Source organism: Streptomyces sp. NPDC020996 (genome assembly GCF_040641355.1).
Classification (GTDB): Bacteria; Actinomycetota; Actinomycetes; order Streptomycetales; family Streptomycetaceae; genus Streptomyces.
This window is the reverse complement of record NZ_JBFADM010000009.1, coordinates 116,117-140,062: the sequence shown is the minus strand read 5'-3', so window position 1 is coordinate 140,062 and position 23,946 is coordinate 116,117. Positions and strand designations below refer to the sequence as shown.

Sequence of the window (23,946 nt, the reverse complement as noted above, 5' to 3'; positions counted from 1 at the left end):
CGCCCCCGTCAAGGCCCAACTGGCGCTGACGCCGACGGGGTTCGTGAGCGAGTTCTACCCGTCCTTCTGGTGGATCCCGGCCGGGGTGCTGACCGCCGCCCTGGCGATCAAGCTGCCCACCATCATCCGGCTGTGGGCCGACCCGATGCTGCGCGCCGTCGGCGGCCTGCTGGTGCTGGCCTGCGCGGTGTTCGTGTTCGTGGCGCCCTCCACCATCGCCCTGGTCAACCGGGTCACGGGCGTGCCGAACATCTCGGCGCCCTGGGTGTACTCGCTGCTGACCGCGTTCGGCGGATCGTGTCTGCTGCTCATCATCGCCTGGCGCAACGGACTGTCCGACCGCTCCGCGCAGACGGTGCGCGCCACACGCTGGGTCGTCGCCGTCTACTCGGGCGTGATCGCCGCGCTGTGGGTGCTGTTCGCCCTCGCCGATGCGCCCGTGGAGCGGCTGCGCGACCTGGACACGTACTACGCCGACACGCCGTACATGCGCGAGATGATCCTGCTCTACCTCCTCGCGCACACCGTGGCCACCGTGATCACCTCGGGCCTGATCTGGAACTGGGTGCGCACCGACGGGCTCGACGCCTGGCTGCGCTGGGGGCTGAAGTTCCTCGGCGTCGGCTACGCCATCCAGTTGCTGTTCGACGCGGCCAAGCTGACCGCCGTGGCGGCCCGTTGGGCCGGGCACAAGCTCGACTGGCTCAGCACCGGCGTCGCACCGCCCATCGCCTGCCTGTCCGCCATCCTCATCGCGGTCGGGTTCATCCTCCCGCACGCCGGCCAGTACCTGCACGACCGCTGGCGGGTGCGGCTCGCCCACCACGAACTGCGGCCCCTGTACCTGCTGATGCGGACCGCCAACGGCAGCGGTGTCCCGTTCGTGCTGCGCTCCACTCCGGAGCTGCGGCTGATCCGCCGGGAGACGTTCATCCGCGACGTGCTGCTCCCGCTGGCCCGGCACATCGACGACGACCGGCGGCAGCGGTCCTACGAGGCCGCGCTCGCCCTCGGTCACGAGCCGGGCCGGGCCAAGGCGCTCGCGTCCGCGCTGGCGATCCAGGACGCCGTCGAGGCCCGCCGCCGGCCGGACGACGGCGAGGGCGGCTGCGAACCCGGCTACGACCCCGACACCACGGACCTGCTGCGCGAGATCGGCGCCGTCTCCCGGGCCCTGCGCCGCACCGACGACCTCCTCGCGGTGCGCGCCCGCACCCGGGACGGCGGCGTGCGCGTGGCCGTCCCGGGTGCGGGCGGACCCCTCTCTGAAAAGGCAGAACGCACGAAGGACTGCACGGACCACGGGGACATCTGAGAGTCTGTCCTGGTGCGGACCAACAGGGAGATGCGTCGCCTCGCCGACGCCCTCGTCGACCCCATACGCGTTCCGGTCCCCGCCGACCCCGAGGTCCTGCTCGCCGCACTCGTCGCCTCCGTCAGCGCCTGGCGCGGCCGTGAGGTCGTCGTCCACCGGGCCGTCTTCCCGCCGCACACCGCCAGCGGGCTGTGGCTGGAGCGCGAGACGCACGACGACGTCGTGGTCGACCGGCGGGCCGCGCCCTGGCACCAGCTCGTGATCTTCTGCCACGAGGTGTGGCACATGAACCGCGGAGCCGCGAGCGCGGCCCGCACCGACTTCAGCCTCGCCGAGGAGCAGGAGGCCGACCGGTTCGGCATGCTGATGGGCCGTCGGCTGCGCACCTGGCTGGAGGCGTCGGAGGACTCCGTGTTCGCCGCCCGCGGCGACGGCCCCCCGGACCTCGCCGGCCGCATCGGGGCCGCGCTCAACCACCGGGGGAGGCGCCGGTGAACGGCACGATCAACTACGTCAGCTGCGGCGCGCTCTGGCTCGGCCTGGTGGTCAAGGCCCCGGACCTGCTGCGCCACCGGCACGACCCGTACCTGCGGGCGATCTGCGGGGTGCTGGGCCTGGCCGGCCTGTGCTTCTTCCTCGGCGCGCCGCCCACGGTCGCCTGCGTCAACGGCGTCAGCGGCGTGCCCAACCTCGCCGCGCCGCTGACGTACGCGTCCATCACCGCATACAGCGCCGCCGCGCAGGTCCTGATCGTCTACTGGCGCGGGGGGCCGCACGTGCACCGTACCGCGCGGCGCTGGGTCGTCTGCTACGCCTTCGTCCTGCTCGGCATCGCCGTGACGTTCGCGCTCGGCGACGCCCCCGTGGAGCGCCGCACCGACCTGGACACCTACTACGCGACGACCCCCTACATCGCCGAGATGATCGTCCTGTACCTGGCCGGCCACCTCGCCGCCGCCGGCGTCACCCTGGTGTCGTCGCTGCGCTGGGCCCGCGAGGTGGACGGCTGGCTGCGCGCCAGCCTGCTGACACTGGGCGTGGGGACGCTGTGCAACGCCGGGTACAGCGTGTCCAAGCTGGCGGCCGTGGCGGCCCGCTGGAGCGGGCGGGACTGGTCGGTGATCGGCACCCGGGTCTCCCCGGCCGCCGCCGGGCTCGGCGCCCTGCTGACGGTGGTCGGCGTGCTGATCCCGCTGGCCGGACCCCGGCTGACGGAGTGGCAGCGGTCCTGGCAGACGTACGTGCGTCTCGAACCGCTCGAACGGGAACTGGACGGCGTCCTCACCCGCCGGGCGCTGCGGCTGCCGCGCCCGCGCCGGGCCTCCCCCACCACCCTGCTGGTGTGGCGGCAGACCAGCATCCACAACGGCCTGAGCCACCTCGACCCCTACTTCGACCGGTCCCTGTACGACCGTACGCACGACGCCGCGCTGCGGACCAGCGGCGACCCGGCGCGGGCCGAGGCCACCGCGTGGGCGGCGGTCATCGCCGCCGCCGTCCGCGACGAGTCCGACCGGGTGCAGCCGGACGCCGCCGCGTGGCTGCCGGGCGCGGCGCCCGAGCCGGCCGCCCTGGTCCGCATCGCCGACGCGCTGGCCGGCTCGCCCCTCGTCTCCGCGGCCCGGGTGTGCCGCGGCGCCACCCCGACGGGCACCGCATGAGCCTCGTGGTGTACCTGGCCGCCTGCGCCCTGGCCGTCTCCTCCGGGCTGCTGTGCCGCCGCCCGCGCAGCGCCGCGTTCGACGGCCTGACCGTGTCCACCTGCGCGGCCGTGGTGCTCGGCGCGCTGGTCTTCGTCTGCTCGGCGCCGCTGACCCTGGCCGCCGTCAACGACCTCACCGGCGTCGCCAACTTCGGCGCCCCGCTGACGTACGGCATGCTCTCCGCGTACAGCTGTTCCCTGTTCATCCTGCTGATCAACTGGCGGGGCGGCCCGCGCGTCCGGGTCCGCCGCACGGCGCTGGGCTGCGTCGCCGCCTACGGGCTGCTGGTCGCCGCCATCGTGGTGCTGTTCGCCCGGGCCGACGCGCCCGTCGAACGGCTGCGGGACCTGGACACCTACTACGCGAACACGCCGTACATGCGGGAGATGATCCTGCTGTACCTGCTCGGGCACACCGCGGCCGTCGTCGCGCTGTGCGTGGTGTGCGTGCGGTGGGCCCGCGAGGTGACCGGCATGCTCAGGACCGGGCTGCGGCTGATCCTCATCGGCGCGCTGCTGGACGGGGCGGGCTTCCAGCTCGCCAAGTACACGGCCGTGACCGCGCGTTGGACGGGCCACGACCTGGACTTCCTCTCCACGGACCTCGCCCCGCCGCTGGCGTCGCTCGGCGGACTGGTCACCGCGGCCGGCTTCGTGCTGCCCAGGGTGCTGCCCGGCCTTGCCGCCCACTGGCACAGCCTGGGCGACCACCGGCGGCTGGGCCCGCTGTGGTCCCTGGTGCGGTCCGTGTCCACCGCGCCCGAGCCGCCCGCCTCCTGGTGGCAGCCGCCGCTGGCCCGGCTGCAGTGGCGGGAGGTGTCCATCCACGACGCGCTGCTGGCGCTGGCCCCCTACTTCGACGACCGGGTGCGCGAGCGGGCCCGCGCCGCGGCCGTGCGCGCGGGCCGACCGCCGCACGAGGCGCGGGTGGCGGCGGAGGCGGCCATGGTGGCCGACGCGGCGCGCCGGGCCGCCGCGCGCGAGGAGCCGCCCGGCACGCCGAGCGCGTACCGCCTGCACGCCACGGAGGTCCCCGGCGCTGGCGGACTGGTGGAGCTGGCGCAGGCCCTGGTGCCGGTCCTGGCCGCAACTCCCGCCGTCCGCACGGCGGGTGAAGGTACCGTGAAGGCCGCCCCGGGCTGATTGCCCGGTGGCCGGAAACCCGTGGACCGTGTGTCCCCGTCGCCGAGTGCGAGGAGCCCCATGTCGCGTAGAGCTGTCGTCATCGGTGCCGGCCTGGCCGGCATGCTGGCCGCGGCGGCGGTGTCCCCCGCCGTGGACGAGGTGATCGTCCTCGACCGCGACGACCTGCCCGAGGGGCCGGAGCACCGCAAGGGCCTTCCGCAGGGGCGCCACGCCCACCTCCTGATGGCCGGGGGCCTGGCGGCGATGGAGCAGCTGCTGCCGGGCGCGGACCTGCGGCGGCGCCTGCTCGACCGCGGCGCCCGGGAGATCTCTCTCGGCCAGGACATGGTGGTACGCACCCCCGAGGGCTGGTTCCGGCGCTGGCGCCATCCGGGGCCCAGCATGATCAGCTGCAGCCGGGCGCTGCTGGACTGGGTGGTGCGCGAGGTGGTGCGGGAGCGCACCGGCGCCGACGTCCGCAAGGCCCAGGCGGTGGGACTGCTGGGCGGCGCACGGCGCGTCCACGGCGTCCGCGTCGCGGCGGACGGGGACGGGGACGAAGCTGGGACCGGGGCCGGGACCGGGGCCGGGACCCGGGCCGGGGCGGAGCTGGCGGCCGACCTGGTGGTGGACGCGAGCGGGCGTGGCTCACGCGTCGTCAGGTGGCTGGACGCGCTCGGCGTTTCGGGCATCCGCGAGCGGACCGTGGACGCCGGTCTGGTCAACGCCACCCGGATCTACCGCACGCCCGCGGGCGCCGAGCGGTTCCCGCTGACGATGGTGCAGTCGGATCCGTACGTCGGGCGGCCGGGGCGCAGCGGGATGGTCATGCCCATCGAGGGCGACCGCTGGATGGTCAGCCTGGGCGGCACGCGCGGCGGCGAGCCCCCGGCGGACCCGGAGGGCTTCCTGCGCTACACGCTGGACCTGCCCGACCCGATCGTGGGCCGGCTGATATCCGGCGCGGAACCCCTCACCGGCATCCACCTCAGCCGCAGCACCAGCAACGTGCGGCGCTACCTGGAGAAGGCGCGGGACTGGCCCGAGGGCCTGGTCGTGCTCGGCGACGCGCTGGCCACCTTCAACCCGGCCTACGGCCAGGGCATGTCGGTGGCCGCGCTGGGCGCGCGGGTGCTGCGGGAGGAGCTGCGGCAGGCGGGACCGACCGCGCGGGGGCTCGCCCGCCGGGTGCAGCGGGGGATCGCCGGACCGGTGGAGGCCGCGTGGGCCGTCGCGGTCGGCCAGGACACCTGGTACCCGGGCTCGCGGGGCGGGCGGCGCGGACCGGCCGAGCGCCTGGTCACCGCGTACTCGCGCCGCCTGACGAAGGCGGCCACCGGCTCCTACCCGGCGGCGGCCGCCCTGTGGGACGTCACCAGCCTGACCGCGGGCCCGGCACGCCTGCTGCGCCCCGCCACCCTGCTCGCCACCCTCAACGGCCCCCTCCTCCCACCGGCACCCCGACCCCCACTGTCGGAGGCCGAGCAGAAGATCCTCCGAGCCCTGGACCACACGACGGGGTGACCCACGGGCCGCGCGGCAGCGGGGCCGCGGGCCGCGCGGGGCCGCAGGCCGCGCGGGACCGCAGGCCGCGCGGGACCGCAGGCCACGCGGGACCGCAGGCCACGCGGGACCGCAGGCCACGCGGGACCGCAGGCCACGCGACGCGGCGAGCCGCACGGGGTGGCGCGCCGCACGTCCCTGGCCCGCGAGAGCCTGCCGCACGGGACCGCAGGCCGCACGGGGCCACAGGCCGCGCGACGCGGCGAGCCGCACGGGGTGGCGCGCCGCACGTCCCTGGCCCGCGAGAGCCTGCCGCACGGGAGCCTGCCGCGGGGTGCTGCGGGGACGCCCGCGGCCAAGCGGGCCCGCGAGGGCAGGCCGCGCAGTGTCGCCGGTACGCCCGCACACGGGACACGGGACGCGCGCCACGGGGACGCGCGTGCCGACCGGGCGCTGACGCGCGAACACTCGCCAGCCGGTTGGCGACCGCCCGTGACGCCCCGATCGTCTGCAGCAGCCTCGGACTTGCCGACGCCGATGGTGCCGGCGACCAAGCACGCCCGCCAGAGCAGGCCGCACAGCGGCGTCGGCTGGCACGCCCGTGAGAGCGGGCCGCACGGTGCCGCCGGGACGCGAAGGCCGGACCGGAGGACCAGAAATCCCGGTGCAGCGGGGAGCCCGCCGGGGCCGATGGCAGGCCCGCAGGGGCCGGCCCGCGCAGGCCGGGCACCCGGGGCGCCCGGCGGGCGGGCGGGTGTACGGCCCGTTCATCCGTCTCGCGTTCGGCTCACCCCGCGAAGGGCGGCTGTGGGAGGCCCTTGCCCGCGCCCGGCACCACCAGCAGGGAGCCGGACAGTGCCAGGGGCGCGGTCAGGCCCGTGCGGGCGGTGGTGATGTACAGGTCGGTGAGGTCGGCGCCGCCGAAGGCGCACGCGGTGGGGCGCGGAACCGGCAGTTCGACGACGCGGTCCAGCTCGCCGGAGGGCGTGTACCGGCGTACCGCCGCGCCGTCCCACAGGGCGACCCACACGCACCCGTCGGCGTCGACGGTGAGCCCGTCCGGGAACCCGGCGGCGTCCTCGATCCGGGCCAGTGTCCGGCGGCCGGTGACGTTGCCGTCGCCGTCGTGGTCGAAGACGTCGATGCGGCGGGTCGGCGAGTCGATGTAGTACATCAGCCGCCCGTCGGGGCTCCAGCCGATGCCGTTGCTGACGGCCACGTCGTCGAGCACCGCCCGCACGGTGCCGTCCCCGGTGAGGCGGGACAGCGTGCCGCCGCCGGGGGCCTCGTCGTAGCGCATGGTGCCGGCCCACAGGGAGCCGTCGGGGGCGACGGCGGCGTCGTTGCCGCGGCGGCCGGGGACGGCCTCGCGGTGCAGCCAGCGGAAGGCGCCGTCCGGATCGACCAGCCCCACCCCGTCCCGCAGGTTCAGCACGAGCCCGCCGCCGGCGCGCGGCTTGGCGGCGCCGACGTGCTGCTCGACGACCCGCACGCCACGGTGGCCGGTCGCCGGGTCGTAGGTGTGCACCCGGGAGCCGAGGATGTCGACCCAGATCAGCCGCTCACCGTCGGCGTCCCAGGTGGGCCCCTCGCCGAGGGCGGCCTCGGCGAGTACGGCGACCTCATACGTGTACGTCATGCGACACTCCGGTGTCCGAGGCGCTCCGACAGTTCGGCCGCGCCCTTGGCGGCGAGTTGCTCCAGCTCGGCGCGGCGCTCGTCGCTCCAGCGGATCATGGGCACGGAGATGGACAGGGCGGCCACGACCCGTCCGGCACGGTCTCGCACCGGGGCGGCGACGCAGCTCACGTCCGGGTTGGACTCGCGGTTCTCGACGGCGACGCCCCGCTCGCGGATCCGCGCGAGGGTCTCGCGCAGGGCGACCGGGTCGGTGATGCTGTTCGGCGTCATCGCCACGAGTTCGGCGCCGTCCGGGATGCGGGCGGCGAGTTCCTGCTCCGGAAGGGAGGCCAGCAGCATCTTCCCTACGGACGTGCAGTGGGCGGGCAGCCGGCGGCCGGCCGCCGACACCATGCGCACCGCGTGGGTGGAGTCCACCTTGGCGATGTAGATGACGTCGGTGCCCTCGAGGATGGCCACGTGCACGGTCTCGTCACACGTCTCGGCGACGGACCGGGCCACCTGCTGACCCTCGGCGGCGAGGTCCAGCTGCTCGGCGTACCGGCTGCCGAGCTGGTACGGCCGCACCCCGAGCCGGTACCGTCCGGGCTGACCCGGCACCGGCACGATGTACGACCGGGCGGCGAGCGTGGTCACCAGCTCGTGCACGGTGGTGCGCGGCAGCTGCAGCCTGCGCACGATGTCGGGGGCGGAGAGCGTCCCGTCCCCGTCGAGGAAGAGCTCGAGTATGTCGAGAGCCCGGGTCACGGCAGGTACTAGGCGTCCCACGACCGGCCCCCTCCCTTGTTTATCTGGGCGTCTGTGTTCGAAATTTCAACAGACGATCGGCATGACGAACACAGGCTAGTCAAAGTCGGTTTGACCGGGCAATGGTGCTGCACGAACCACCTCCCCCCGCCCGGTGGGCCATGCTCTCTGCCCGGTGCGCCGTGTCACGGACGGCCGCCGCCACGGCGGGCCCGCCGTGGGCCACCATGGGGCACATGCCGTCCGGAAAACGCTCCGCCAGCCCGTTCACCCCGTTCACCCCGCTGGACTTCCAGCTGGTGCTGCTGCGCCGCATGGCCGACCACAACCCCGGTCCGGTGGAGGACGCCCGTCGTGCGCTGGGCGCGTCGGTCGCCGACATGCGGGAGGCCAACAGGCGTTGGCAGGCCATGTTGCACTCGCCACGGGCGCGTGCAGCCGCCGCCCGGTACCGCGCCGTCCTGGGCGAGCCCGAGGCGACGCTCACCCGCCGGGTCGGCGACCTGGACTGCGAGGCCCGCCTGTGGCCCGTACCGCTCTGGCCCGACCTGCGCTTCGAGGTCCTCCTCGCCCCGGACGGCACGGTGTGGAACGAGTGGCTGATCCGCGCCCCGGGAGCCGCGGGCCCGGACCTGCGGACCCTCGACGACCTCGCCCCCTGGTCCTGCACGGTCGACGAGGCGGCCCGCGCCTTCGCCCCCGCCCGCCCCCTCCAGGGCACCGCCCCGACCCGCTGGGGCCTGGCCTTCACGGCCCCGGACGGGCGCGGGGCGCGGCGGGAGGTCGTCGCCGAGTTCACCTGGGGTCTGCTCCAGCGGACGGCCGTCACCGGCTGAACCGGCGCCCCCGGTGGCTACCGCGCGGCCGTCAGGATCGCGTCCCGGACGGCCGCCGTCGAGCCGGGGTGCAGGAAGAGGAACAGGTTCGGCTCGACCAGTTCCAGCTCCATCACCCTGGGCTCCCCGTCGTCCCCGTCGACGAGGTCCACGCGCGCGTACAGCAGCTCGGCCGCGTCCGGCACGGCGGCCAGGGCCCGCTCGGCGACGGCGAGCTCGGCCGGCGTCGGGGTCCACGGCTCCAGGCCGGGATGCGGCACCTTGTCGGCGTCGTAGGCGGTGCCGGGAGCGAGCACGGCGCGCTTGCGGCTGGCGTGCAGGAGACGGCCGCCGAAGAACTGCAGGGCCCGCTCGCCGCCGGCGTCGATGCCGCGCATGTACGGCTGCACCATCGCCGTGAACCCCTCCTCGTGCAGGCGCGCGAGGTGCCGTACGGCCGTGTCGTGGTCGCCGGGCGTGTAGCGGGCGGCGTAGCGGGCGCCCGCGCCGGAGGTGGGCTTGACGACGTACTCGTGGCCGTCCGGGAGGGCGGGGGCGTCGCCCGGGGCGAGGTAGCGGGTGGGCACGACGGGCACGCCGGCCGCCGCCAGGTCGCCCAGGTAGCGCTTGTCGGTGTTCCAGCGCACGACGTCGGCCGGGTTGGCGAGCCGCGTGGCCTTCGCGCACCGGTCCGCCCACGCCGTGAACTCGGCGGCCCGCCAGCTGTAGTCCCAGGTGGAGCGGATGACGGCGAGGTCGTACGCGGCCCAGTCGACGGACGCGTCGTCCCAGAAGACGGCGTCCGCGGCGGCGCCGGCCGCGCGCAGCGCGCCCACCAGCCCGGGCAGGTCCCGGTCCCGGCTGGTCTCCGGCCCGGGGTCGTAGGTGACGAGGGCGACTCGGGGCACGGCGGGACTCCGTTCTGCTGCGGGCGCGATCCGCCCGAGGCTAACCAGCGCACCGGCAACCGGGCCAGCGCGCTTGACCCTCCCCTTCGGGGAAGCCCCAGCATCGGTGGCGGAAGACGGGAGGGACGCACAGGGATGCACAGGGAGATGCTGACGATCGGCGCGTTCGCCAAGGCGTGCCGGCTGTCCCCCAAGGCACTGCGGCTCTACGACGAACTGGACCTGCTGCGTCCGGCGCGCGTCGACCCGTACACCGGCTACCGGTACTACGCGACCGGGCAGTTGGAGCGGGCGCGGCTGGTGGCGTGGCTGCGGCGGCTCGGCATGCCGCTGGCCCGGATCCGCGAGGTGTGCGACCTGTGCTCCCGCGATCCGGCGGCCGCGGGCCGCGAGATCCGCGCCTACTGGGCGGGGGTCGAGAGGGAGACAGCGGTGCGGCGGGACCTGGCCGCGTTCCTCGTCGACCACCTGGCAGGACACGCCGGGTCTTCCGAGCGGTCACCACAGCCAGGACATCCAGAGCAGCCAGAACAGCCACCACAGCCAGGACTGTCCGGAAAGTCCGGACAGCCCGGGAAGGACACCACCATGCTGGAACTCCGCTACTCCGCCCACTCGGACACCGGCCGGGTCCGCCCCGCCAACCAGGACACCGCGTACGCCGGCGCGCGGCTGCTCGCGGTCGCCGACGGGTACGGCCCGGCGGGCGCGCCCGCCAGCGGCGCGGCGGTCGAGGCGCTGCGCTTCCTGGACGCGCGGGAACTGCCGGCGGGCAACGTCCTCGGAGTGCTGGACGACGCCGTCCGGGAGGCGACCGAGGCGGTGCGGGACGCGGCGGACGGCGCCGGCGACACCGGCACCACCCTCACCGCCCTGCTCCTGACCGGCTCCCGCCTCGCCCTGGTGCACATCGGCGACTCCCGCGCCTACCTGCTGCGCGATGGCGCCCTCTTCCGCGTCACCCACGACCACACGGTGGTCCAGTCGATGATCGACGAGGGCCGGCTGACGCCGGAGGAGGCCGCGGCCCACCCCCAGCGGGCGCTGCTGCTGAAGGCCCTGACGACCGGCGTCCCGGACCTGAAACTGCGGGACGCCGCACCCGGCGACCGGTACCTGCTCTGCTCCGACGGCCTCACGGCCGTGGTCCCCGACGCCCGCATACGCGACCTCCTCGGCTCCTGCCCGGCCCCCGACACGGCCGTACGCGCCCTGGTGGACGCGGCGAACAGTGCGGGCGGCCCGGACAACGTGAGCTGTGTGGTGGCGGATGTGGTGGAGACGGCAGCCTGAGGGGCGCTGCGGACGGGTAGGGCGGCTGGTGTAGGAACAGGGGTGGCGTTCCGGTCCCCGGCGCCCCCGCCACCGACGTCACCGACATCACCGACATCACCGACATCACCGACGACAAGGAGTGCGCCGCGTGTCCTCTCTTTTTCCCGCCCTGACGGGCGGACCGGCCGAGCGCCCCGCCCTGTGCTTCGGTGAGCGGTCCCTGACGTACGCCGGGCTCGCCGGCGCGGCCGGTGCCCTGGCGGCGCGGCTCCCGCGCGGCGGGCGGGTCGCCGTCTGGGCGACGCCGGTGCTGGAGACCGCGGTGGCCGTCGTGGCGGTGCTGGAGGCCGGGGCGGCCGCCGTGCCGCTGAACCCGAAGTCGGGGGAGAAGGAACTCGGGCACATCCTGGCCGACAGCGCGCCGGAGCTGGTGCTGGCCGCGCCGGGCGACGAACTCCCGCCGCCGCTGCGGGGCGTGGCCCGCGTCGACGTCGACGTGCTGGGCGCCGGGCCCGCCGCCCCCGCCCCCGACGCCGACGCGGAGGACCCGGCGCTGATCGTCTACACCTCCGGCACCACCGGCCCGCCCAAGGGCGCCGTCATCCCCCGCCGCGCGCTCGCCACCACCCTGGACGCGCTGGCCGACGCCTGGCGGTGGACCGGCGACGACGTGCTGGTGCACGGGCTGCCGCTGTTCCACGTGCACGGGCTGGTGCTGGGCGTCCTGGGGCCGCTCAGGCGCAGCGGGAGCGTGCGGCACCTGGGCCGGTTCAGCCCGGAAGGCGTGGCGCGGGAGCTGAACGACGGCGCGACCATGCTGTTCGGGGTGCCGACGATGTACCACCGCATCGCGCAGGCCCTGCCCGACGACCCGGAGCTGGTCAAGGCGCTCGGCGGGGCCCGGCTGCTGGTCTCCGGCTCCGCCGCGCTGCCGGTGCACGACCACGAGCGGATCGCCGCCGCGACCGGACGCCGGGTCATCGAGCGGTACGGCATGACGGAGACGCTGATGAACACGAGCGTCCGTGCCGACGGCGAGCCGCGGGCCGGCACGGTGGGCGTGCCGCTGCCGGGCGTGGAGCTGCGGCTGGTGGAGGAGGACGGGTCGGTCATCCCGTCGCTGGACGGGGAGACCGTGGGCGAGATCCAGGTGCGCGGGCCGAACCTGTTCACCGGGTACCTCAACCGGCCGGACGCCACCGCGGCCGCGTTCACCGCGGACGGCTGGTTCCGCACCGGCGACATGGCGGTGCGGGATCCCGACGGGTACGTGCGCATCGTCGGCCGCAAGGCCACCGACCTGATCAAGAGCGGGGGTTACAAGATCGGGGCGGGTGAGATCGAGAACGCGCTGCTGGAGCATCCGGGGGTGCGGGAGGCCGCGGTGACCGGCGAGCCGGACCCCGATCTGGGCGAGCGGATCGTGGCGTGGGTCGTCCCGGCGGACCCGCAGTCGCCGCCGGGGGCGGAGGAACTGGCCGATCACGTGGCCCGGCGGCTCGCCCCGCACAAGCGGCCCCGGGTGGTGCACCATCTCGCCGCGCTGCCCCGCAACGACATGGGGAAGATCATGAAGCGGTCGCTGTCCCGTGACTGAGCGGCACTCCGCGCGCGAGATCCTCGCCCTCGTCACCGACGACTCCACCTTCGCCGAACTCCCTTACCCGGCAAGGCGGTCGGAGCCCGACGGCCCGCTCGGCTGGCAGGGCTACGACGCCTCCCGCGCCCGCGCCGCCGAGCGCACCGGCGAGCAGGAGTCCGTCGTGTGCGGCACGGCGAGCGTCGCGGGCACGCGGGCCGTGCTGATCGCGTTCGAGTTCGGCTACCTCGGCGGCTCGCTCGGCGAGCGCACCGGCGACCGGCTGACGGCGGCGTACACCTACGCGCGCGAACACCGGCTGCCGGTCGTGCCGTTGGTCGCCACCGGCGGCAGCCGGATGCAGGAGGGCATGCTCGCGCTCACCCAACTCCAGCGGGTGGCACGGCAGTCGGTGCTGACCGGGCAGGCCGGGCTGCCGCAGATCGCGGTGGTGCGCGACCCGACGACGGGCGGCGGCTGGGCCACGCTCGGCGCGGGCGCCGACGTCGTCCTCGCGCTGCCCGGCGCCCAGGTCGGCTTCGCGGGCTCCCGGGTGCGCCCGGCGGACGCCGACCCGGCCGCGTACACGGCCGAGGCGCAGGTCGCGGCGGGCGCGGCCGACGCGCTGGTGCGGCCCGGGGAACTGCGGGAGACGCTGGGGCTGTGGCTGCGGCTGCTGACGTCACCGGCGCGGCGGGCCCCCGTGCCGCCCGCCCTCGGCGCGGGTGACCTGCCCGCCACCGGCTGGGAGGCCGTGCGCCGCGCCCGCTCCCCCGGACGCCCGCGCGCCGAGGCCTACTTGGACGCCTGCTTCACGCGGCGGGCGGCGATCAGCGGCGACCGCTGCGGCGGCACCGACCCGGGCATGCTGTGCGGCTTCGGCGAGCACGCGGGCCGTACGGTCGCCTACGCCGCCCAGACCGGCACCGCGACCCGGCCCGCCGGCTACCGCACCGCCGCCCGGTTGATCCGTCTCGCGGACCGGCTCGGGATACCGGTGCTGACCCTGGTGGACACGCCGGGCGCGGCCAACGACGCCCGGGCGGAGCGGGAGGGCGCGGGCGCGGCGATCGCGGACCTGTTCGGCGCGGTGGCGGCCGCCCGCACGCCGGTGACCACGCTGGTGATCGGCGAGGGCGGCTCCGGCGGGGCGCTGGCGCTGGCCGCGCCGGGCAACACGTATGCCACGCCGGACAGTTACTTCTCCGTCATCGCGCCGGAGTCGGCCGCCGCGATCCTGAAGCGGCCGCCGGCGCAGGCGGAGCCGACGGCGGACCAGCTCCGCCTCCGGCCCCAGGACCTGGTGGAGCTGGGAGTGATCCGGGGCGTCTCCCGTCCGGACGAGGGAGCGGAGGGAGCGGAGGGAGCGGAGGGAACAGAGGGAGCGGAGGGAACAGAGAGAGCCGAGGGAGCCGGGGGGGCAGACGTCCAGGCCGGGTGAGCCGGCGCCGCCCGCGTCCTGCGGCCTGCTTGGCCCCGGTCACGGCTTCACCCCGGTCACCGCTTCACCCCGGCCGCCCGGATGACCTGCTGCGTCACCGAGCCGCCCCGGTCGTCGCGCGCCGAGGCCCGCAGCGACACGTGGGCGGCACCGCGCGGCACGGTCAGCGCGCCCCGCCACGAGGTCCCGGACCGCTTCAGGGCCACCGTCCGCCATGTCCGCCCGTCGTCGTACGACACCTCGAGCCGTCCGCCGCCGATGGTCCCGGTGTCCTGCGCGCCCTCCACGTACCGGGCGAAGATCCCGACCGGCACCCGCCCGCCGCCCGGCACGTCGCCCGCGAGGTCCGTGGGGACGTCGAAGCCGAGGTTGATCAGTGGGAGGGTGACCGGGCCGCCGCCGGGCGGGGCCGCGGACCGGAAGGTCCACTCGGAGCGGCCCTCGGTGGCCCGTCCCCAGCGGCCGGCGTCGAGGGCGGTGCCGGTGACGACCCGGTAGGTGTGCTCGTCGGCGGGCGCGTCCGTCACGTAGGCGCCCGAGCCCCGGCGCCGGTCGGCCGGTACGCCGTCCAAACCGGCATCCGTCCACTGGGACATGCCGGAGTCGTCGCTCCACACGTCGCCGAGGCCGGTGTGGTCGGGCCCGGAGTCGCCCCAGCCGGGGAGGTCGAACGTGAGCCGGCCGCCGGTGCGCTGCTGTCCCTGGCCGGTCGCGCCGCCCAGCCACGGGTGCCACACGGGCGCGAACCAGTCGAGCGTGCGGTGCGACCCGCCGCGGTGGGCGACGACTCCGCCGCGTTCCTCCAGCGCCCCGTCGCCGGCCGTGGCGGACTCCTGCCACCGCTGGCCCGGCCCGGTCGACACGTAGTCGGTCCGCTCGGCGGGGAGGTCGATCCGCTCCTGGAAGCCGAGCCCGACCGGGAACGTGCCGGTGACCGAGTACCGGAACTCGCCGCCGCTCATGGGCCTCGCCGCGTGGAACCTCGTTCTCAGCACGGCGAGTTCACGCGCGCCCGGCCGGTAGGTGAGGTCGCCGTCCGGGATCTGCTGTGCGTGCCCCTGTGAGAGGTCGTACACGTACGGCGTGTCGCGGGTGCCCGTCATCTCGACGCGGCCCGCCGCGCGCAGCCGGGCCGCGTCGGCGAGACCGACGGTGGCGATCTGCAGCGGCCGGTCGGTGTTGTCTTCGGCGCCCCACCACGTCTGGAGCCGGCCGGGTGCGTCGTCCGTCACGAACAGCGCCCTGACGCCCGCGTCCTGCGCGGCCTGCGCGAGGGCGACCGGGTCGGCGCCGTCGGCCAGGTGCGCCAGCACCGCCTTGCCGCGCACGCCGCTGAAGGGGCCGTCGCCGACATCGGTCAGAGGGAGGCTGGTGCGCCCCTCGATGAGGGTGCCGCCGGCCTGGACGACGGCGTCGTCGACGCCCGCCACCTCGAGCAGCGGCTTGCCGAGCCGCCACACCGTCCGGTACTCGAAGGTGCCCCGGGTGACCTTCCCGGTGGGCGCGGCGAAGACGCTGTCGTAGGTGACGGGGACCATGACGGCGCCGGACAGGTCGACGCCGTCGGCGGCGCGCTCGTACTCCATGAGCAGTTGCCGGGTCTCGGTGCGCCGGTGCACCTCGGCCCTGATCTCGCGCAGCCGGCGTCCGTCGAGGGTGACCTCGCGGTCCCGGTCGACGACGACCTCCGGCGCGGCGAGGAAGCCGAGCCCGAGCGAGTCGGCGCCGTGGGCGCCGCGCACGTCGAGGAACGACGTCAGGCTGTACGTGCCCGGCTTCAGCCGCAGGCGCAGGGTGCCGGTGCCGTCGGCGTGCGCCTGCCGGGCGTCGGCGCCCGGCGCGAGCGGCTGCACGGTGACGTCGGCGGCGGTCCCGGCGCCGTCCCGGTCCGTCACGTGGACGGTGAGCGTGTACCGCTCGTCCTCCTTGACCATCCCGAACGCGGTGTGCGCGACCGGGGTCCCGTCGGCGAAGGCGACGATCTGCCCGCTGGTCTCGCCGACCGGCGCCCTGGAGACGTCCCCGGTCACGGTCGTGGCGGCGGTGCCGTGGGCGGGCACGGTCAGGGCGGTGTCGGCGAGCCGGGCGACGCCGTCCGGGGCGCCCTGCGCGGCGAGGCTCAACTCGACTTCGTGGTCGGAGGAGTTGGTGTAGGTGAGGGTCCGGGTGACCGGCGTGCCGGCGTCATAGGGCCAGCGCCGGAAGCCGAGGTCGGCGCTCCCGGTGGCGGTGATGTCCGCGCTGACCGCGTCCGGCACGCTCACCCGGCCCGCGCCCGACCGGTAGGCGTCGGCGTCGGTGTCGGCGTCGGCGTCGGCGTCGAGCCGCCGGGAGGTCGACATCAGCGCGTCCTTGAGCTGGGCTCCGGTCCAGCCGGGGTGCTCCTCGGCGAGCAGGGCGGCCGCGCCGGCGACGTGCGGCACCGCCATCGACGTACCGCTCATGGAGGTGTACCAGCCGCTGCCGCCGGTGAGGGAGGAGCGGGCGGCGAGGATGCCGACGCCGGGGGCGGACAGGTCGGGTTTGAGGGCGTTGTCGCCGGCGCGCGGTCCGGCGCTGCTGAACCGGGCCGGCCGGTCGGCCGCGTCGACCGCCCCGACGGTGAGGGCGGCGTCGGCGGCGCCGGGCGAGCCGATGGATGAGGACGCGCCGGTGTTGCCCGCGGCGACGACGAAGAGGGCCCCGGTCTCCCGGGACAGGGTGTCGAGGGCCTGGGACATGGGATCGGTGCCGTCGCTCGGCTCGGTCGAGCCCAGGCTCATCGACACGATCCGGGCGCGCACGTCACGGGCGGCCCACTCCATCCCGGCGATGATCTGCGACTCGCTCCCCGAGCCCTGGTCGCCGAGCACCTTGCCGACGGCGAGACGGGCCCCGGGCGCGACGCCCCGCTCCCTGCCCTCGGAGGCCGCCCCGCTGCCGCCGACGGTCGACGTGACGTGCGTGCCGTGCCCGTAGCGGTCGGCGACGTCCTCCCCGCCGACGAAGCTCTTGCCGACGGAGATCCGCCCGGCGAGGTCGGGATGCCCGGCGTCGACCCCGCTGTCCAGCACGGCGACGGTGACGCCCTTGCCGGTCAGTCCGATGTCCCAGGCGGCCTGCGACCCGATCTGCGCGTTGCTCTCGGCCATGTCGGCCCGCACGCGCCCGTCGAGCCAGACGCGCTTGATGCCGCTGACGCCTTCGGCTCCCTCGATGCCGCTGACGCCCTTGCCGCCGTCCCGCCGGGTGACGGCCCGCCAGAACGTCCGCCCCTTCTCCGCCGCGACGGCCATGCCGCGCACGCTGCGCAGGGTCCGCGTCCGCTCGGCGCCGTGCGGGACCACGGCCCGCGCGCCCTTGTCCCAGGTCACGATCAGCGGCAGCTCGCCGGTGCGGCCGTCGGCGAGCCCCTGCCGTAACAGCCCGTCGAGGTCGAACAGCCGCGGGTCGAGGGTGCCGGCCCGCAGATACGGCAGCGCCTCGTCCGGTACGACGGTGATCCGCCCGTCGGAGACCCGCGTCCGCACGGCGCCGACGGCGCCCCGGGGCCGCGCGACGGCGACCGTCCGGCGGCCGTTCCCGAGGTCGGTGACGGTCACCTTGTCGCCGGTCACCAGGGTCACGGTCCGGGCCACGGCACGGGTGACCGGGCGGGAACCCGTGCGGGTGACCGGGCGGGAACCCGTGCGGGTGACCGGGCGGGAACCCGTGCGGGTGGCCGCGCGGGAGCCCGTGTGGGTGACCGGGTGGTGGACGGGCTGCGCGGGGTGCGCGGGGGGCGGTGTGCCGGTCTCCCCGGCCGCCCGGGCCGTCGGCAACAGGGCCAGCACCAGTCCAGCGGTCAGGAGGGTCGCCCCGCGTCCGACTGGTCCTCTGCTCATCCAGGCCTCTTCCGTCGCGCGTCATGTGGCGTGCGCCGCCGAGGAGTTGACCGGCGACGACGGAAAACGCCTGGCATGTTCCCGCCAAAGACACCCGCCCCGCAAGCACTCGCGCCGCGACAACCCCCCATTCAGCGGCGACCCGCCCGGCCCCCTACAAAAGGCGCCCGCTCCCCCGGCCGCCGCACGATGCCAGGGAGGCCCGCCGCCCGGCGGGACACGGCCTGCGCTCTCGGGAGGACCCTGCCATGACCGCCAGTCTGGAGCGGTTGCGCCGCTGCCACTTCGCCGTCGATCTGGGGGCGGCCCGGACCCGCGTCTACGTCAAGGGCGCCGGCCTTGTCGTCGACCAGCCGTCCGTCGCCGCCGTGAACACCCGCACCGGCGCGCTGATCGCGGTCGGCGAGTTCGCCGAGAAGATGACCGGCCGCACCCCGCACTACATCCGTGTCGTGCGCCCCGTCTCCGGCGGCACCGTCGTCGACATCGAGATGGCGCAGCGCATGCTGCGGCACCTGCTGGGCGACAAGATCCGCCGCGCGCTGCGCCGCAAGCCACGGCTGCGGGCGGCGGCCTGCACCCCGTACGACGCCGACCCGCTCGCCCAGCGCGCGGCGATCGAGACGCTCGTCGGGCTCGGCGCCCGGCGCGTGGAACTCGTCGACACCCTCATCGCCGCCGCCGTGGGCTGCGGGCTGCCCGTGGAGCAGCCGGAGGCCACCATGGTCATGGTGTGCGGAGCGGCGGCCACCCAGGTGGCCGTGCTCTCCCTCGGCTCCATCGTGACGGCCGAGCGCATCCCCGTCGGCGGCGAGGCCGTCGACCACGCGATCGTGCAGCACCTGCGCCACCAGCACGAACTCATGCTGCCCAGCCAGTCCGTACGGCCGCTGCAACTGGCCCTGTCCGGCAACGGGCTCACCCCGCACGGCCCGGCCTCCACCGAGATCCACGGGCGGGACGTCGCCACCGGCCTGGCCCGCTCCGTGCGGGTCGACACCGCCGCCGTCCGCGACGCCATCCAGACCCCGCTGACGGCCGTACTCGACGGCATCGGCAAGGTGCTGCGCGACTGCCCGCCCGACCTGGTCGCCGACCTGGCCGACCGCGGGATCACGATGGTCGGCGGGAGCGCGTTGCTGCCGGGGCTGGACCACATGCTGCGGCAGTTCACCGGGATCCCGGTGCACATCGCCGAGCGGCCGGACGTGTGCGCCGTGCAGGGGCTGGGCTACATGCTGGAGGGCAAGATCGAACCGCTGGTGCTCGACCCGATGTCCGACTGAGACCTTCCCTCCTCCCCCGGCCGCGAGGCCGTCCCCGGTCGTCCTCCCGGCCGGATCGCCGCGGGTCAGCGGGCGGACCAGCAGCTCGTCCCGCACCGCGTCCCGCACCGCGCACAGCACGTACCCGTCCACGGCCCACACCCGCAGCGCGCCCGAACCGCCGCCGTGCACCACGCTCCGGCCGGGTGTAGCGCGCCGGTCGCCGGGCAGGCGCACCGGCAGCACCGCCGGGCCCCCGCGGGTCCGGCCCCCACGCGCCCCGGGAGGCCGGCGGCGCGACGCGACGGAACGTGACGACTGTCGGAAGCAGCGAGGCAGGGCACGACCTCAGCGGCACGGACACCTCTGGCGGGACGGTTGAACACCCTGGTCATCGACGTCCGCGTGGAGGCGGGCCGGGCACGGCTCGGGCCCCGCGGGGAACTCGTCCAGGGATGCGCGGACACGCTGGCCGCGACCCTGGCCGGCCTGCCGGGCGGCATCGACCGGATCGACCTGGACATGAGCGGCGTGGTGTTCATGGACACGGCGGGGCCGCAGTTCCTGGACCATCTCGGGGCGTACGGCGACCGGCACCACGTCACGGTGCGCACCGCGCACTGGAAGCCGAAGGAGGCGTGGGACATCCTGCGGGAGGCCTCTCAGCTGTCCAACACCAAGCTGCGCACGGTGGCCGCCGCGGTCACCGCCGGCGCCGGGGGCGACGGCCCGCCCCCGCCGCCCGCACTGCGCCGCGCCCTGCACACGGCAGCCGCCCGCTGCCTGTCCTGAACGCCCGCGGCGCGCTCCCACGCCCAGGTTCACGCAGGTCCCCTCGCATGCCGGTGGGAGCGTCGGCGCACGGTGAAGGTGCAGGCGAGGACGCCGAGGCCCCAGGCGATCAGGAGGGCGCCCCACAGCGGCATGGTCACCACCGGGACGAGAAGGCGGATCTCGGTGCTGGCGCGGTTCTCGAAGATGAAGATCATCGCGATCACGGTGGTCAGCACGAACGGTGTGACGCGGCGGACGACGGGGCGGGAGAAGAACGGCGTGTGCGCCTTGTGGTGCGTGCCGGCGGTCTGGGCCATGGGATGCCTCTCAATCACGCGCTGCCCCCTGCGTACAGCGTCCCCTCCGGCCGGACGGCCCGCCACCGAAGGCGCCGTGCCCCGGGGCCGGGCGGCCGGCCGCCCTCGCCGCGCCCGAGCCGACGCCCGAGCCGACGCCTGCGCCGAGCCCCGGCTCCCAGTGCACGGCCCGGCGCCGACGCCCCACGTGGTCCGAACAGGTGTCGGGCCACGTGCGTCGGCCGGTGCGGGCCGGGCCGGAAGCACGACCGGGTTACGGTCGGGCGGTCGGCGTGCGGTCGGCGGCCGGCGCCGGCCGGCGTGCGGGAGGTGCTGCTGTGTCGACTGCGGAGCCGCCTTCCACCGTCACGCTCCTCCCGGTCATCACGGGACTCTCCCTCGCCTTCACGATCACGGCCGTCGACCCGCTGGTCCTCAGCCTGAACATGCCGCAGATCAGCCGGGCGCTCCACGTGCCGCCCGACGCCGTCGGATTCCTGGGGGGCGCGGCGACGCTGGTCGTGGCCGCCGCCGTGCTCGCCGTGGGCAGTCTCGGGGACGCCTTCGGGCTCAAGCGGCTGCTGATGCTGGGGCTGGTCGGCGTCATGGTGGTCAACCTGCTCTCCGCGGTCTCCCCCGGCTACGAGTTCCTGCTGGTGATGCGCTTCCTGGACGGCCTGGCGCTGGCCGCGATGCTGGGCGTGTCGCTGGCCCTGCTCAAGGCGTCGGTGCCGGCGGAGAAGCGGCCGGCGGCCATCGGCGTCTTCATGGCCATCGAGATGGCGCTGTGCGGGGTGACCCCGGCGGCCGGGGGCTGGGTGGTGGAGGCCGTCGGCTGGCGGTGGCTGTTCCTGCTCAGCCCGCTGCTGTCACTGATCTCCCTCGGGCTGACGGCCCGGTACGTCGCCGAGCCGCCCGTCCTGCGGCGGCACCGACTCGACATCGTCGGCGTCGGCCTGGCCGGCACCGCCCTGCTGACCCTCGTCTACGGCATCGCCGGGGCGGAGAACGGGTTCTCCCAGCTCCGGGCCTGGCTGCCGCTGGCGGTCGGCGCGGTCGCGCTCGTGCTGTTCGTGCTCCGGGAACGCCGGACTCCGGAACCGGTCCTGGACCTGTCGTTGTTCCGCAGCGGCCCGTTCACCGTGGCCGCGCTGGCCGCCCTGACGCTGAACTTCCTCGCCGCCGGGTTCAGTTTCGCGCTGGGGCAGTTCGGCAGCGTGATCCTGTCGCTGTCCCCGCGCACGATCGGCCTGCTGTACCTGCCCGGCACGGCGGCGATCGCGGGCGCCGTCGTCCTGGCGGGGCGCCTGATCGGGAAGTACACCCCCCGGCCGGTCCTCGTCACGGGCCTGCTGGTGCTGGCCGCGAGCGCACTGCTGATGGCGGCGACCGCCGCGCCCACGATGGCGCTGTGGGTGCTGGTGCCGGCCACCTGGCTCACCAACCTCGGATCGCTGGTGGCCTCCGCCGCGGTGGCCGAGACCATCCTGTCCCACGCACCGCCCGGCAAGTCCGGCACCGTGGCCTCCGTCCAGCCGGCCTTCGGAATGACCGGCTACGCGCTCGGACCCGCCGTCTACCTCCTGCTGCTCAACCTCTTCTTCCAGCGGCGGTGGCTCAACGACGCCGAGGCGCGCGGGGTGTCGGTGGAAGAGGCCGAGCAGGCCGTGGACGCGGCACGCAGTGCGATGGCGCACAGTCCCGGCACCGCCGGATACGACCCGAACCTGCTCCGGCAGTCCGGACTGGCTCTCGGGCTGGACTTCACCGACGGCCTGCGGCTCACCATGCTGGTGGTGAGCGTCCTGCCGCTCGCCCTGGCCGTGGCCGCGTATCTGCTCGTCCGCCCCTGGTCCGAGGACGGCGTTGCCGCGCAAGGGAGATGAGCGGGCGCCCGGCCGTGCCGCGGCCCGCAGGGAATGCACGGTCGGACGCCGCGGGTCAGCATGGAGGAAAGGGACGTTCCCCATGGAGGTTCGCATGGCTGACAACGAAACCTTCGTCCGCGATCTCTTCCGGGCGTGGAACGACCGGGACTACGACCGCATCGCCGGGTCCGTGGCTCCGGACTGCACCCTCGTCGACGAGGGCAGCGGAAGGACGCTGCAGGGCCCGGAAGGCTTCACCCGGCTCGCGAAGGCCATGTTCGACGCGATGCCCGACGGCAAGTTCACCGTCGACCACCTCACGGCCAAGGAGGACACGGTGGTGGTCGAGTACACGAGCAGCGGCACCCAGACCGGAGACCTGGTCCTGCACGCCGGCACCCTGCCCGCCACGGGCCGTCACGTCACGGTGCACGGGTGCGACATCTACGAGGTCAAGGACGGCAAGATCAAGGAAGGCCGCGCCTATCTGGACACCGGCGCCATCATGAGCCAGCTGGGCCTGACCAAGCAGTTCCAGCGCTGACCCGAACAAGCCCCCACGAGAGGTCACGACCCGCCCCACTCCACCCCGGGCCACGGGGCACTGGCCTCGTGGCCCGTTCCACCACCTCGACGACGAGGCACTGGAAGCAGCCGCCAAGGAACTGGGCTCGACCACCAAGCGCGACACCGTGAACACCGCCCTGCGTGAGGTCACGACCCGGTACCGGCGACTGCGCGCCCTGGTCGAAGGCCGTCCGCCGGCGGCGGAGGGCGCCCTGGACATCGGTCTGCTGCTGGACAAGAGCAGGTACCGGCCCACGAGCCCGGCGGACGACGGACGTCACACGGGAGCGGATGAGTGACCGTCGCCGACTACCTCATCGACACCTCCGCCCTCGCCCGGGTCCTGCCGGGTCAGAACACGGCCGGGTGGAACGACAGGATCGGTGCCGGCCTCGTCGCCGTCTGCGACATCACCGAGCTGGAAGTCCTCTGCTCCGCCCGGTCGATCACCGACCGTACGCGGCTGAAGGCGGCACTGGATGCCGCCTATGCCTGGTGTCCGGTGCCGGACGGCGTCTATCGCCGCTCCCGCGTCGTTCGGGAGCAGCTCACGGCCAAGGGGGAACATCGCAGCGCCGGCCCCGGGTGTTCAGTGGTCGCGGCCGGGCGGGCCGGCGGCGTTCGCGATGCCGAGGGGCTGTTCCCGCTCCGCGCCGGGCGCGTGGTCCGACGGTACGGCGGCACGGTGGTCGGCGATCGGCCGGGGAGCCGCGGCGGCGGCCGCCGGGACGATCTGGGCCCGCCTGGCGGCGTACTCGTCCGCGGTGACCGACAGGGACTCGGCGATCTGGCGCAGGTAGGAGATGAGCCGTTCGGTCTCCTCCGGGCCGCCCGCGGCCGCCGCCCGGGTGGTCTTCTCCCAGGTCTGCTGCAGGATCGCCTCCGCCTGCGCCCGCGCGGCCCGCACCATGTTCCGCGCCTGCTCGCGGGCGACGTTGACGGTGTTCTCGGCGGCCTGCTGGGCGCGGGCCTGCTGCAGCACCGCGTCCACGGTCGGCACCCCGGTCGGGCCGGTGCCGTCGCCGATGTTGTTCGCGCGGATCCAGTCCCGGTGGCGCTGCATGTCCGTGCGCAGGCGGTCGTTCTCCTGCGTCAGCTCGATCAGGGTGGCCGCGCAACGACGCAGGGCGTCGTGCACCGCTTCCTCGCTGTAGCCGCGGCGGGTGAGGGGAGCGCGGGGAAAGGTCATCGACCGCAGTGCCTCGGGGCTCACCCGGCGGTCCCCCGGATGGTGTCCTCGTGTCCTGTTCACGTATCTCCGA

General features: G+C 75.1%; 19 protein-coding genes and 1 pseudogene. 14 read left to right on the top strand and 6 right to left on the bottom strand.

The features are described from left to right. Positions 1-25 precede the first annotated feature (25 nt). Genes AB0G63_RS09755 through AB0G63_RS09735 form a run of 5 tightly spaced genes read left to right on the top strand, consistent with a single transcriptional unit; the run spans position 26 to position 5,666 of the window. A complete protein-coding gene (locus tag AB0G63_RS09755; protein WP_360747062.1) occupies positions 26-1,315 on the top strand; it encodes an MAB_1171c family putative transporter in 1,290 nt (429 codons plus the stop codon). A gap of 12 nt (positions 1,316-1,327) precedes the next feature. Continuing rightward, positions 1,328-1,810 carry a toxin gene (locus AB0G63_RS09750; protein WP_351890609.1) on the top strand — a complete coding sequence of 161 codons (483 nt, stop codon included), beginning with the start codon at positions 1,328-1,330 and terminating at the stop codon, positions 1,808-1,810. Further along, entirely contained in the window at positions 1,807-2,976 is a 1,170-nt protein-coding gene (locus tag AB0G63_RS09745) for an MAB_1171c family putative transporter (protein WP_360746956.1), read from the top strand. Before AB0G63_RS09750 ends, AB0G63_RS09745 begins: the two co-directional genes overlap by 4 nt. Next, positions 2,973-4,160, top strand: coding sequence for an MAB_1171c family putative transporter (locus tag AB0G63_RS09740; RefSeq protein WP_360746953.1), 1,188 nt, complete (start codon positions 2,973-2,975; stop codon positions 4,158-4,160). The genes AB0G63_RS09745 and AB0G63_RS09740 overlap by 4 nt, the downstream gene beginning before the upstream one ends. Before the next feature lie 60 nt (positions 4,161-4,220). Beyond that, positions 4,221-5,666, top strand: a complete 1,446-nt coding sequence (locus tag AB0G63_RS09735; RefSeq protein ID WP_360746950.1) for a pyridine nucleotide-disulfide oxidoreductase — start codon at positions 4,221-4,223, stop codon at positions 5,664-5,666. Positions 5,667-6,432: 766 nt separating this feature from the next. On the opposite strand, the gene AB0G63_RS09730 is transcribed toward AB0G63_RS09735, so the two are convergent. After that, the gene (locus tag AB0G63_RS09730) at positions 6,433-7,284 is read right to left on the bottom strand and encodes an SMP-30/gluconolactonase/LRE family protein (RefSeq protein WP_360746947.1); all 852 of its coding nucleotides are present in this window, start codon (positions 7,282-7,284) and stop codon (positions 6,433-6,435) included. After that, positions 7,281-8,054, bottom strand: coding sequence for an IclR family transcriptional regulator (locus AB0G63_RS09725; RefSeq protein WP_360746944.1), 774 nt, complete (start codon positions 8,052-8,054; stop codon positions 7,281-7,283). The genes AB0G63_RS09730 and AB0G63_RS09725 overlap by 4 nt, the downstream gene beginning before the upstream one ends. A gap of 215 nt (positions 8,055-8,269) precedes the next feature. On the opposite strand from AB0G63_RS09725, the gene AB0G63_RS09720 reads away from it, so the two are divergent. Beyond that, positions 8,270-8,869 (top strand): hypothetical protein, encoded by a 600-nt coding sequence (locus AB0G63_RS09720; RefSeq protein WP_360746941.1) that lies wholly within the window; start codon positions 8,270-8,272, stop codon positions 8,867-8,869. Positions 8,870-8,886: 17 nt separating this feature from the next. Here the strand turns inward: AB0G63_RS09720 and AB0G63_RS09715 are convergent, their stop codons facing one another. Next, complete coding sequence (locus AB0G63_RS09715; RefSeq protein ID WP_360746938.1) at positions 8,887-9,756, bottom strand: hypothetical protein; 870 nt, start codon at positions 9,754-9,756, stop codon at positions 8,887-8,889. A gap of 135 nt (positions 9,757-9,891) precedes the next feature. Here AB0G63_RS09715 and AB0G63_RS09710 point away from each other — a divergent pair, with 135 nt between their 5' ends. From AB0G63_RS09710 to AB0G63_RS09700, 3 genes are all read left to right on the top strand, one after another. Beyond that, complete coding sequence (locus AB0G63_RS09710) at positions 9,892-11,049, top strand: MerR family transcriptional regulator (protein ID WP_360746935.1); 1,158 nt, start codon at positions 9,892-9,894, stop codon at positions 11,047-11,049. A gap of 130 nt (positions 11,050-11,179) precedes the next feature. Beyond that, complete coding sequence (locus AB0G63_RS09705; protein WP_360746932.1) at positions 11,180-12,628, top strand: acyl-CoA synthetase; 1,449 nt, start codon at positions 11,180-11,182, stop codon at positions 12,626-12,628. Then, a complete protein-coding gene (locus AB0G63_RS09700; RefSeq protein ID WP_360746929.1) occupies positions 12,621-14,051 on the top strand; it encodes a carboxyl transferase domain-containing protein in 1,431 nt (476 codons plus the stop codon). The genes AB0G63_RS09705 and AB0G63_RS09700 overlap by 8 nt, the downstream gene beginning before the upstream one ends. A gap of 56 nt (positions 14,052-14,107) precedes the next feature. Here AB0G63_RS09700 and AB0G63_RS09695 read toward each other — a convergent pair whose 3' ends face one another. Next, positions 14,108-17,914: a S8 family serine peptidase gene (locus AB0G63_RS09695; protein WP_360746926.1), complete on the bottom strand. Its 3,807-nt coding sequence runs from the start codon at positions 17,912-17,914 to the stop codon at positions 14,108-14,110. A gap of 248 nt (positions 17,915-18,162) precedes the next feature. On the opposite strand from AB0G63_RS09695, the gene AB0G63_RS09690 reads away from it, so the two are divergent. Continuing rightward, complete coding sequence (locus AB0G63_RS09690; RefSeq protein ID WP_360746923.1) at positions 18,163-19,200, top strand: rod shape-determining protein; 1,038 nt, start codon at positions 18,163-18,165, stop codon at positions 19,198-19,200. Positions 19,201-19,557: 357 nt separating this feature from the next. Next, on the top strand, positions 19,558-19,971 hold the full coding sequence (locus tag AB0G63_RS09685; protein ID WP_360746921.1) for a hypothetical protein: 414 nt from the start codon (positions 19,558-19,560) through the stop codon (positions 19,969-19,971). A 29-nt stretch (positions 19,972-20,000) separates the two neighbouring features. Here the strand turns inward: AB0G63_RS09685 and AB0G63_RS09680 are convergent, their stop codons facing one another. Next, positions 20,001-20,270 carry a hypothetical protein gene (locus AB0G63_RS09680; RefSeq protein ID WP_360746918.1) on the bottom strand — a complete coding sequence of 90 codons (270 nt, stop codon included), beginning with the start codon at positions 20,268-20,270 and terminating at the stop codon, positions 20,001-20,003. 317 nt (positions 20,271-20,587) lie between these two features. On the opposite strand from AB0G63_RS09680, the gene AB0G63_RS09675 reads away from it, so the two are divergent. From AB0G63_RS09675 to AB0G63_RS09665, 3 genes and pseudogenes are all read left to right on the top strand, one after another. Then, positions 20,588-22,135: an MFS transporter gene (locus AB0G63_RS09675; protein WP_360746915.1), complete on the top strand. Its 1,548-nt coding sequence runs from the start codon at positions 20,588-20,590 to the stop codon at positions 22,133-22,135. A gap of 94 nt (positions 22,136-22,229) precedes the next feature. Next, positions 22,230-22,661 (top strand): ester cyclase, encoded by a 432-nt coding sequence (locus AB0G63_RS09670; protein WP_324789810.1) that lies wholly within the window; start codon positions 22,230-22,232, stop codon positions 22,659-22,661. Between the two features lie 85 nt (positions 22,662-22,746). Continuing rightward, positions 22,747-22,983 (top strand): annotated as a pseudogene (locus tag AB0G63_RS09665) (type II toxin-antitoxin system VapB family antitoxin); the annotation flags it as partial. Positions 22,984-23,273: 290 nt separating this feature from the next. Here AB0G63_RS09665 and AB0G63_RS09660 read toward each other — a convergent pair. Next, complete coding sequence (locus AB0G63_RS09660) at positions 23,274-23,897, bottom strand: DivIVA domain-containing protein (RefSeq protein ID WP_360746911.1); 624 nt, start codon at positions 23,895-23,897, stop codon at positions 23,274-23,276. Positions 23,898-23,946 lie beyond the last annotated feature (49 nt).

What these genes read in the sequence shown, in the direction of transcription:
- AB0G63_RS09710 (WP_360746935.1), top strand. Translation starts at nt 9,892, where the DNA reads ATGCACAGGGAGATGCTGACGATCGGCGCGTTCGCCAAGGCGTGCCGG.
- AB0G63_RS09735 (WP_360746950.1), top strand. Translation starts at nt 4,221, where the DNA reads ATGTCGCGTAGAGCTGTCGTCATCGGTGCCGGCCTGGCCGGCATGCTG.
- AB0G63_RS09680 (WP_360746918.1), bottom strand. Translation starts at nt 20,270, where the DNA reads ATGGCCCAGACCGCCGGCACGCACCACAAGGCGCACACGCCGTTCTTC.
- AB0G63_RS09695 (WP_360746926.1), bottom strand. Translation starts at nt 17,914, where the DNA reads ATGAGCAGAGGACCAGTCGGACGCGGGGCGACCCTCCTGACCGCTGGA.
- AB0G63_RS09690 (WP_360746923.1), top strand. Translation starts at nt 18,163, where the DNA reads ATGACCGCCAGTCTGGAGCGGTTGCGCCGCTGCCACTTCGCCGTCGAT.
- AB0G63_RS09730 (WP_360746947.1), bottom strand. Translation starts at nt 7,284, where the DNA reads ATGACGTACACGTATGAGGTCGCCGTACTCGCCGAGGCCGCCCTCGGC.
- AB0G63_RS09670 (WP_324789810.1), top strand. Translation starts at nt 22,230, where the DNA reads ATGGCTGACAACGAAACCTTCGTCCGCGATCTCTTCCGGGCGTGGAAC.
- AB0G63_RS09740 (WP_360746953.1), top strand. Translation starts at nt 2,973, where the DNA reads ATGAGCCTCGTGGTGTACCTGGCCGCCTGCGCCCTGGCCGTCTCCTCC.
- AB0G63_RS09720 (WP_360746941.1), top strand. Translation starts at nt 8,270, where the DNA reads ATGCCGTCCGGAAAACGCTCCGCCAGCCCGTTCACCCCGTTCACCCCG.